The organism is Sulfitobacter sp. UBA4523 (assembly GCF_002388305.1).
In the GTDB taxonomy this organism is placed as follows: Bacteria; Pseudomonadota; Alphaproteobacteria; order Rhodobacterales; family Rhodobacteraceae; genus Sulfitobacter; species Sulfitobacter pontiacus.
The window spans coordinates 48,138-57,860 of record NZ_DGMH01000065.1; the positions used below are offsets into that span (position 1 = coordinate 48,138).

8 protein-coding genes and 1 pseudogene are annotated in these 9,723 nt (G+C 62.5%); 6 read left to right on the plus strand and 3 right to left on the minus strand.

Annotated features, from left to right (window positions below):
- Positions 1 to 1,187 (minus strand): AMP-binding protein (locus B3849_RS15190; RefSeq protein WP_286780408.1); only part of this gene is annotated, 1,187 nt, incomplete at its 3' end.
- 304 nt (positions 1,188 to 1,491) lie between these two features.
- Here B3849_RS15190 and B3849_RS15195 point away from each other — a divergent pair.
- The gene (locus B3849_RS15195) at positions 1,492 to 1,620 is read left to right on the plus strand and encodes a hypothetical protein (protein ID WP_005849481.1); all 129 of its coding nucleotides are present in this window, start codon (positions 1,492 to 1,494) and stop codon (positions 1,618 to 1,620) included.
- A 60-nt stretch (positions 1,621 to 1,680) separates the two neighbouring features.
- Here the strand turns inward: B3849_RS15195 and B3849_RS15200 are convergent, their stop codons facing one another.
- Positions 1,681 to 3,954 carry an NADP-dependent malic enzyme gene (locus B3849_RS15200; RefSeq protein WP_286780409.1) on the minus strand — a complete coding sequence of 758 codons (2,274 nt, stop codon included), beginning with the start codon at positions 3,952 to 3,954 and terminating at the stop codon, positions 1,681 to 1,683.
- 252 nt (positions 3,955 to 4,206) lie between these two features.
- Here B3849_RS15200 and B3849_RS15205 point away from each other — a divergent pair, with 252 nt between their 5' ends.
- The 5 genes from B3849_RS15205 (at position 4,207) to B3849_RS15225 (ending at position 9,327) form a co-directional block, all read left to right on the plus strand.
- The gene (locus B3849_RS15205; protein WP_005849478.1) at positions 4,207 to 4,602 is read left to right on the plus strand and encodes a cytidine deaminase; all 396 of its coding nucleotides are present in this window, start codon (positions 4,207 to 4,209) and stop codon (positions 4,600 to 4,602) included.
- A gap of 3 nt (positions 4,603 to 4,605) precedes the next feature.
- Positions 4,606 to 5,910: a thymidine phosphorylase gene (locus B3849_RS15210; RefSeq protein ID WP_037966163.1), complete on the plus strand. Its 1,305-nt coding sequence runs from the start codon at positions 4,606 to 4,608 to the stop codon at positions 5,908 to 5,910.
- Positions 5,910 to 7,103: a phosphopentomutase gene (locus tag B3849_RS15215; RefSeq protein ID WP_286780410.1), complete on the plus strand. Its 1,194-nt coding sequence runs from the start codon at positions 5,910 to 5,912 to the stop codon at positions 7,101 to 7,103. The genes B3849_RS15210 and B3849_RS15215 overlap by 1 nt, the downstream gene beginning before the upstream one ends.
- A gap of 166 nt (positions 7,104 to 7,269) precedes the next feature.
- A complete protein-coding gene (gene upp / locus B3849_RS15220; protein WP_005849474.1) occupies positions 7,270 to 7,911 on the plus strand; it encodes a uracil phosphoribosyltransferase in 642 nt (213 codons plus the stop codon).
- A 57-nt stretch (positions 7,912 to 7,968) separates the two neighbouring features.
- Positions 7,969 to 9,327, plus strand: a complete 1,359-nt coding sequence (locus B3849_RS15225; protein ID WP_278425549.1) for an SPOR domain-containing protein — start codon at positions 7,969 to 7,971, stop codon at positions 9,325 to 9,327.
- A gap of 87 nt (positions 9,328 to 9,414) precedes the next feature.
- Here the strand turns inward: B3849_RS15225 and B3849_RS15230 are convergent.
- Positions 9,415 to 9,723: pseudogene (locus B3849_RS15230) on the minus strand (hypothetical protein); the annotation flags it as partial.

Below are 9,723 nucleotides of genomic sequence, written 5' to 3' on the forward strand. Positions count from 1 at the left end.
GTATAGCCGGTTTCGGTCTGCCACCAATGGTCATAGACGGGTATGCCCAGCTTTTCCTGCGCCCAGATCACGGTGTCTGGGTCAGCGCGCTCGCCCGCGAGATACAGCGCGCGCAGGCAGGAAATGTCGTATTTGCCAATCTCCTCGCCCTTGGGATCTTCGCGTTTGACGGCGCGGATCGCGGTGGGGGCGGTAAAGAAGCTGCGGACATTGTGTTCGGAAATGACGCGCCAGAAGGTGCCCGCATCGGGTGTGCCCACGGGCTTGCCTTCGAACACAACGGTGGTGTTGCCATGCACCAGCGGGCCATAGCAAATGTAGCTGTGCCCCACGACCCAGCCCACATCGGAGGCGGCCCAGAAGACATCGCCCGGATCGACGTTGTAGATGTTCTTCATCGTCCAGTTCAGCGCCACCAGATGCCCCGCGGTTTGGCGCACCACGCCCTTGGGCGCGCCGGTCGTGCCCGAGGTGTAAAGAATGTAGGCGGGGTGGTTGCCCTCCACCGCGACGCAGGGCGCGGGGGTGGTGCCTTTTTGCGCCGCGTGCCAATCCAGATCGCGCCCCGGTGTCAGATCGCAGGGGGCCTGTTCGCGTTGCAGGATCAGGCAGAAATCGGGTTTGTGGTCGGCCTGTTCAATGGCCCCGTCAAGCAGCGGCTTATAGGCCACGACGCGCGCAGGTTCCAACCCGCAGGATGCTGCGATGATCGCTTTGGGGGTGCAGTCGTTGATCCGCACGGCTAGTTCGTTCGAGGCAAAGCCGCCGAACACGACCGAATGTACCGCCCCGATCCGCGCACAGGCGAGCATCGCCTCAAGCGCTTCGGGGACCATCGGCATATAGATGATCACGCGGTCGCCTTTGCCCACGCCATTGGCCTGTAGCGCACCGGCGACAGCGGCGACGCGGGTTTGCAGCTCGGCAAAGGTGATCTTGGTTTGGGTGCCGGTGATCGGGCTGTCATGGATGATCGCCACCTGATCGGCACGCCCGTTTTCCACATGGCGGTCAACAGCATTATAGCACGCATTTACTTTGGCGTCGGCGAACCATTCGTACAGATCGTTGCCCTTGTCGAACAACGCCTGACGGGGCGCTTCCTCCCAATCGATGGCTTTGGACTGCTCTAGCCAGTAGGCTTCAGGGTTGTCCTGACAGCTTTTGTAAATGTCGTGATATCCCATATGCGGCTCCCTCCCGTGAACGCGAATACCATTTGGTAGGCCACGGCTGCGGGAAAGAGCAAGAGCTTGCGCCTATATCGCGGCCATCCGGCAACAAAGTTTACAGCCGCTCCCCCGCGCGCGGTGTCAAAATTTACAAGCGCGTTTCGGCCTATTTCCGGTAGCGCACAGATTTTCGCGCAGCGCGTGTCGAATATGACCTACCGCGTCGAATTTGGATCAGATCAATCACGCAAAGGGGCGCAGCATCGCGGATAGGGACGGCATGTCGCCGCCCTTCGTCTTTGAACAAAGGTTCAGAACAATGGGTGATAAGCTCGCCAACAAGAAGAAAAAGGCCAAAGCAGACGCACGGCCTGCCAAGCCGATGCCAAGCAGCGTGTCTGACATCAAGGCACCCTTTGCGGCCAAGGGCACCAAACCGGCCAAGTAACTCCGGCCGGTTCCGGTCCATGCGCCGCCCCGCATAAGGGCGGCGTTTTCACGCGGGGCGTCAGCCGTATTCGGCGACCGGCGTACCGGCGATAGCACCGACGTTCAGCAGCCCGCGCGCGGTGATCGACGGAGAGACGATATGGGCACGGTTGCCCATCCCCATCAGGATCGGCCCAACCTCAAGCCCGCCCCCCTTCATCTTCAGAATATTGCGCACGCCCGATGCCGCATCCGCATGGGCAAAGACAAGAACATTCGCGGCACCTTCCATCCGGTTCGAGGGCAGCAGACGGCTGCGCAGCTCGGGGTCGAGGGCGGCATCGATGTTCATCTCGCCCTCATAGCAGAAATCATGGTTGCCCGCATCCAGCAGCCGCAGCGCCGCGCGCAGACGTTTGCCCGACCCTTCGCCCTGATTGCCGAACTGGCTTTGCGAACACAGGGCGATCTTGGGTTCGATGCCGAAACGTTGCACGTGACGTGCAGCGCCGATGGCGATTTCGGCGATCTGTTCGGGGGTGGGGTGCAGATGCACCTGCGTATCCGCGATAAACAGCGGCCCATCTTCCAGGATCATCAGCGACAGGGCCCCATGGGGGCGCCGCCCGTCGCGACCGAGAACCTGTTCGATATAATTCATATGCCAGCGGAATTCCCCGAAGGTGCCGCAGATCAGGCTGTCGGCCTCTTCGCGGTGCACCATCACCGCGCCGATGGCGGTGGTATTGGTGCGCATGATGGCGCGCGCGATATCAGGTGACACGCCGCGGCGGGCCATCAGGTTGTGATAGGTCTCCCAATAGTCACGGTAGCGCGGGTCGTTCTCGGGGTTCACCAGATCCACCGTCTCGCCCAGCTTGATTGTCAGACCAGCCTTTTCGATGCGCCGTTCGATCACCTCGGGGCGGCCGATCAGGATCGGGCGTTCCTTGGTTTCCTCAACCATGGCTTGGGCGGCGCGCAGCACGCGTTCGTCTTCGCCTTCGGCAAAGACGATCCGGCGCGGGGCCACGCGCGCGGCCTCGAACACGGGGCGCATCAGCATGGACGATTTGAAGACCGAGCTGTCCAGCTTGTGGCGATAGGCGGCCAGATCCTTGATCGGGCGGGTGGCGACGCCGGTTTCCATCGCGGCTTTCGCCACGGCGGTAGAGACGACACCGATCAGGCGCGGGTCAAAGGGTTTGGGGATCAGGTAGTCGGGGCCAAAGGTCAGCTGTTCGCCCTGATAGGCGGCGGCAGCCTCGGCCGAGGTGGTGGCACGGGCAAGCGCGGCAATCCCGTCGATACAGGCGATCTTCATCTCGTCATTGATCGTGGTTGCCCCCACATCCAGCGCACCGCGGAAGATAAAGGGGAAGCACAATACGTTGTTGACCTGATTGGGAAAATCCGACCGTCCCGTTGCGATAATCGCATCAGGAGCCACCGCACGGGCCAGATCGGGCATGATTTCCGGCGTGGGGTTGGCCAGCGCAAAGATGATCGGCTGCGGTGCCATTTTCTGCACCATTTCGGGGCCCAGGACACCGGGACCAGAGAGGCCGAGGAACAGGTCGGCGTCATGGATCACATCGGCCAGATCACGCAGGTCGGATTTCTGCGCGTATTCCGATTTGATCGGGTTCATGTCGATCTCGCGGCCCTCGTAGACCAGACCGTGAATATCACAAAGCCAGACGTTCTCGCGCTTCACGCCGAGTTTCAGCAGCATGTTCAGACAAGCGATGCCCGCCGCGCCGCCGCCTGTGGATACGATCTTGATGTCCTCGAACTTCTTGTCCGCCACGAAAAGCGCGTTCTTCACGGCGGCCCCAACGACAATCGCGGTGCCGTGCTGGTCGTCGTGGAAAACCGGAATGTTCATCCGCTCGCGGCAGATGCGTTCGACGGTAAAGCAATCGGGGGCCTTGATGTCTTCGAGGTTGATCGCGCCGAAGGTCGGCTCTAGCGCGCACACCAGTTCAGCAAGCTTTTCGGGGTCGTTCTGGTCCAGCTCGATGTCGAAGCAATCGATATTGGCGAATTTCTTGAAAAGGACGGCCTTGCCCTCCATCACCGGTTTGGAGGCCAGCGCGCCGATGTTGCCGAGCCCCAGAACCGCCGTGCCATTGGTCACCACACCCACAAGGTTCGCGCGGGTGGTGTAATGCGCGGCTGTGGTCGGGTCAGCCTTGATTTCAAGACAGGCTTCGGCCACGCCGGGGGAATAGGCGCGCGCCAGATCGCGGCCGTTCGCCAGTGGTTTGGTCGCGCGCACTTCGAGTTTTCCGGGCTTGGGGAAAGCGTGATAGTCAAGTGCGGCTTGGCGCAGATTGGGCGCATCGGTCATGTTTTGGCGGTCCTTTAAGAGAGTAGTTTAGCGTTAAACTATTTTGCCAGCCGCGCCAACACGACTTTTGGAGCGGGGCGTGTCACCGCCCATGCGGCGCAGATTATGGGGCGGGAAGGGGGCCAGCCCCCATCGTGGCAGGCCACGATTCCCCCGGAGTTTGTCTGGCAAAATGAAGCATGGCATTTTTCCGCTTTTGGCATCGCAACTTTGGCGAAAGGTTTTTATAGTTTTGTGAAACTTGGGGGAATTATGACCAGTGATTTGCGACAGCACGCCAGCGCCGTGCAGGAAAATGCCTATGCGCCCTATTCCAACTTCAAGGTGGGGGCCGCGTTGCGCACGGCCTCGGGTGCGGTGTTTGTCGGCTGCAACGTGGAAAACGTCGCCTACCCGGAAGGCACCTGTGCCGAAGCCGGTGCCATCGCCGCCATGATCGCGGCGGGCGAGACGGCTTTTGTCGAGGCCTATGTGATCGCGGGTAGCCCCACGCCCGTCACGCCCTGTGGCGGCTGCCGTCAGAAACTGGCTGAATTCGGTCAGGGGGACGCGCGGGTGACCATGGCGACCCTGTCGGGCGTTGAAGAGGTGATGACCATGGCCGAGCTGTTGCCCGGTGCCTTTGGCCGCGCGCATATGGAGGGCTAAGCCATGGATGCCCGCGCGATCCTGTCCAAACTGCGGCACCGGCGGTCGCTGAACCGAGAAGAGCTTGTCTGGTTCGCGATGGCCCTTGCCGACGGGCGGGTCAGTGATGCGCAGGCGGGGGCCTTTGCGATGGGGGTCTGTCAGGTCGGGCTGAGCGATGTGGGCCGCGTGGCCCTAACGCTCGCCATGCGCGACAGCGGGCGGGTGTTCGACTGGGATCTGAACGGGCCGGTGCTGGATAAACATTCGACGGGCGGTGTGGGCGATTGCGTCAGCCTTGTGCTGGCCCCTGCCTTGGCCGCCTGCGGGGCCTATGTGCCGATGATCTCGGGGCGTGGGTTGGGGCATACCGGCGGGACGCTGGACAAGCTCGAGGCCATTCCGGGTGTGAATACCACATTGGACGAAGCGCAGTTTCGCGCCGTGGTGGCCAAGGCAGGCTGTGCGATTGTCAGTGCGACCGACGGTATCGCCCCCGCAGACAAGCGGCTTTATGCAGTGCGCGATGTGTCATCGACCGTGGACAGCCTTGATCTGATCACCGCGTCGATCCTGTCGAAGAAGCTGGCGGCGGGGCTGGATGGTTTGGTCTTGGACGTCAAGGTTGGCAGCGGTGCCTTCATGAAAGATCTGGCGCAGGCGCAGGCGCTAGCGACGGCGTTGACCAAGACTGCGAATGCGAGTGGATGCCGGACGACGGCGGTGATCAGCGATATGAGCCAGCCCCTGGTGCCGAGCCTTGGGAACGCGCTGGAAGTGGCCGAGGTGATGCGCGTGCTGACGGGGCACAACAAGGGGCCGATTGTCTCGGTCTGTGCGGCTCTTGGGGGGGTGTTGCTGGCCAATGCAGGTCTGGCGGGCGATGTGCAGGTCGGGGCGGATATGATCGTGCAGGCGATCCGGTCGGGCCGCGCGGCGGAACGCTTTGGCGTGATGATCGCGGCCATGGGCGGGCCTGCGAAGTTTGTCGAAAACTGGACGCGGTTCCTGCCCGAGGCGACGATCATCGGCGAGGTCCCCGCTCCGAAAACCGGATATGTGACCGCGATTGATGGCGAGGCCTTGGGCCTTGCGGTCGTCGCTTTGGGCGGCGGGCGCGCGGTCGAGACGGACCAGATCAACCCTGCCGTGGGGATTTCGGATGTCGTCCGCCTGGGGGCGAAAGTATCGTCCAAAGGGCCACTGGCGGTGGTCCATGCCGCCCGCGCCGGTGACGCAGAGCGGGCCGCACAGGCGGTGCGCGGTGCGATCACCATCGGCCCGAAGCCGGTCGCCGTGCCGGATTTGATTGTAGAGAGGGTCGGCTGATGGCGCGTGCTTTTCTGGTTGTGATGGATTCAGTCGGTATCGGCGGTGCCCCTGATGCGGACACCTTCTTTAACGGGCGTGTGCCGGACACCGGCGCGAATACCCTTGGTCATATCGCGCAGGCCTGTGCGGAGGGCCGTGCGGAAGACGGGCGCAGCGGCCCTTTGATCGTGCCGCATATGGCGTCGCTGGGGCTTGGCCCCGCGATTGAACTGGCCAGCGGGCTGCATATCGCAAGCCTTGATGGCACCGTCAGCGGCACATGGGGCGCGGCTACAGAAATCTCGCGCGGCAAGGATACGCCCTCGGGCCATTGGGAATTGGCCGGTTTGCCGGTCCCGTGGGAGTGGCATTACTTTCCCGATGTGTCGAAGTCCTTTCCGCCCGCGCTGGTCGCGCAGCTTGCGGCCTTTGCTGGCACGGACGAGATCTTGGGGAATTGCCACGCCCCCGGCACCGCCATTATCGAGGAGTTCGGCGCGCAGCATATCAAGACCGGTTTCCCGATCTGCTATACCTCGGCTGACAGCGTGTTGCAGATCGCCGCGCATGAAGAGAGTTTCGGCCTGCAACGGCTGTTGGACCTATGCGAAAACATGGCCCCGATCGCGCATGAGATGAAAGTCGGACGGGTGATCGCGCGTCCCTTCGTCGGGGATGCACAAAGCGGTTTTACCCGCACCACCAACCGGCGTGATTTCGCGATCAAGCCACCCGCGCCGGTGCTGAGCAACTGGGTGCAGGACAGCGGTGCCCGTGTTTATGCCGTTGGAAAGATCGGCGACATTTTTTCGATGACCGGGTTTGACGAGGTGCGCAAAGGGTCTGACGAGACATTGATGGGCCATCTTGGTGATCTGGTTGAAAGCGCCGAAGACGGCAGCCTGACGTTTGCGAATTTTGTGGAGTTTGACAGTCTTTATGGGCACCGGCGCGATGTGTCGGGCTATGCCCGCGCGCTTGAGTGGTTTGATGCCGAGATCGGTAAGCTGCTGGGGCAACTGCGGGACGGGGATCTGCTGGTGCTGACCGCAGACCACGGGAACGACCCGACTTGGGTGGGCACCGACCACACCCGCGAACGGGCACCGGTTCTGGTGGCAGGGCAGGGTGCTGGCCGCTTGGGGCAGATCGGCTTTCGCGATGTTGCTGGGCTGGTGGCGCGGCATCTTGGGGTTGCGGTGCCCGACTAAACTCTGTTCGGCGGCGTATCGGTCGGATGGGGACCAGCCCCCATCGCGGCAGGGCCGCGATCCCCCCGGAGTTTGACTGGCAAAATGAAGCTGGCGAAGATGCGATGGTTGCGGGGCACGGCTTTTCGGGGCATGAGTTCAGCCAAGTAATATGGAGAGCGCCCCGATGTCCGATATCGTTGAACACCTGACCGTCGTTAATCATCCGCTGGTGCAGCACAAGCTGACAATCATGCGGGATAAATCCACATCGACCGCGGCGTTCCGCCAGTTACTGCGCGAGATCAGCCAGCTTCTGGCCTATGAGGTGACCCGCGGCCTGCCGATGACGACCAAGCGGATCGACACGCCGATGCAGCCGATGGACGCACCTACGCTGGACGGCAAGAAGCTGGCGCTGATCTCTATCCTGCGGGCGGGCAACGGGTTGATGGATGGCGTGCTTGAACTGATCCCTTCGGCACGGGTAGGCTTTGTTGGCCTGTATCGTGACGAGGAAACGTTGCAGCCAGTGGAATACTATTTCAAGGTGCCCGAGGGTATGGACGACCGTCTGGTGATCGCCGTGGACCCGATGCTCGCCACCGGTAATTCATCCGTGGCTGCGATCGACATGCTGAAGAAAGCCGGTGCGACCAATATCCGCTTCCTGTGTCTGCTGGCGGCCCCCGAAGGCGTGGCCCGCATGAAAGAGGCGCATCCCGATGTGCCGATCGTCACCGCGGCGGTCGACGAGAAGCTGAACGAGCAGGGGTATATCATTCCCGGGCTTGGTGACGCCGGTGACCGGATGTTCGGGACCAAGTAAGGCGCAAAATGGGCGATCCGGTGATCAGGGTGCTTTACTCTGAAACCGGGATCGCGCATGGTTTATGTACTACATTGTGTGGGGGCGCAGATGAAATTTACTAGTATTGTGGCAGTTGCGGCATTGATGACGACGTTTGGGGCAGGTATTTCCCAAGCGCAAAGCTTTCGCGATCAACCGGCGGAATTCCCGTCGGCCTCGTATAAGGGCAAGCAATATGTCGACAGCAAAGGCTGTGTGTTTATTCGGGCCGGTATCGACGGCAATGTGACCTGGGTGCCGCGCGTGTCGCGCAAGCGTCAGGGGGTCTGCGGCTTCAAGCCGACCAATGTGCAGACAGCGGCCAGCGCGCCTGCCGGTGGTGCTGACGCGCCGGTGCAGATCACCGTGAACAACGCGCCCGCCGCGGCCAAACAGCCCACGGTTGCGGCACGCCCTCTGCCACAGCGCAAGGCCAAGCCGGTTGTTGTACGCCAGAAAGCACCCAAGCCGGTACGCCAGCCGGTGCCACGCTCGGTCGACGTGCCAGCCGCACCGCGCGCGCAAGCGCCGGTGGCGGTGGCGCAGGTGCCGACCACCTGTGCCGGACGCTCTGCCATCAGCCAGCAATACTCCGGGTCGCGGACCAAGGGGCTCGCCGTGCGTTGCGGCCCGCAAACCGCGCCGATCCTGCCCTCCACCGCGCAGGCCGGGGCCGTGGCATCTGCGCCGTCCTATGGGGCAGCCACAGGCAGCGTCACAACTACGGCGAGACCCGCAGCGGCGCATGCGCATACGCGGATCGTGCCGAAACATGTCGCGATCAACCGCCAGAACACCTATGCCAACGTCTCGGTGCCCAAAGGATATCGCCCCGTGTGGGAAGACGACCGTCTGAACCCCAAGCGGGCCGAACAGAACCTTGAGGGGCGGTCCAAGATGTTGTTGATCTGGACCAACACCGTGCCGCGCCGTCTGGTGAACCAAAGCACAGGGCAGGACGTGACCGCGCGTTTGCCGCTGGTCTACCCCTATACCTCGGTCGAGCAGCAGCGCCGCGAGTTGGGCGAGGTGAGTTTTGCCAAGCGCAACGGCCAACTGGTCAAACGTATCGTCCGCAACAAGAACGCAGCGCCTGCCGCGCGCAAGCCGGTCTACTCCAGCCGTTCGACCCCCAAGCCAGTCGCCACAGCCCCAGCGACCCCGCGTGCCGCAGGTAAGACCTATGTGCAGATCGGCGTCTATGGGGACAGCGCGAACGCGCAGCGCGCGGCACAACGTATCGCGCGGATGGGGATGGGCGCGCGCATCGGTAAGTCCACCCGCGGCGGCAAGACCTATCTGTCGGTGCAGGCAGGGCCCTTTGGCGCGTCCGCTGCACCGGCGGCTTTGGGTAAGTTGCGCGGTGCCGGTTACGGCGATGCCTACATCCGCTGACGCATCCGCACGACAGTACAGACAAAAGGCCAGTCGGGGCGATCCGGCTGGCCTTTTGCGTGGAAGGTCGGAGTGTGTATCTCTGCCTTAGCCGCCGCAGATATTTTGCAGCCGTAGCCAGTCGGCATCATTCAGCAGTGGGTCGGTTTCCTTGCCGTTCATCGGATCGCCTTCGATCAGGGGCAGCACCGTCTCTCCGGTGATGTCGCGGGCTTGCGCGTAAGGAGTGCTATGCAGGCGCTGTTTTTCGAAACGGGCAAGCAGGGCTTCTACGGGCGGTTCCGGCGCGGGTTCGGCCATCAGATGTTCGGCGTAGCGTGTGAGGGCCGCATCCGACACATCGCCGGTGGTCAGCAGGCGGAAGTTTTCGCGGATGCCGATGGTGGCGAGCATATG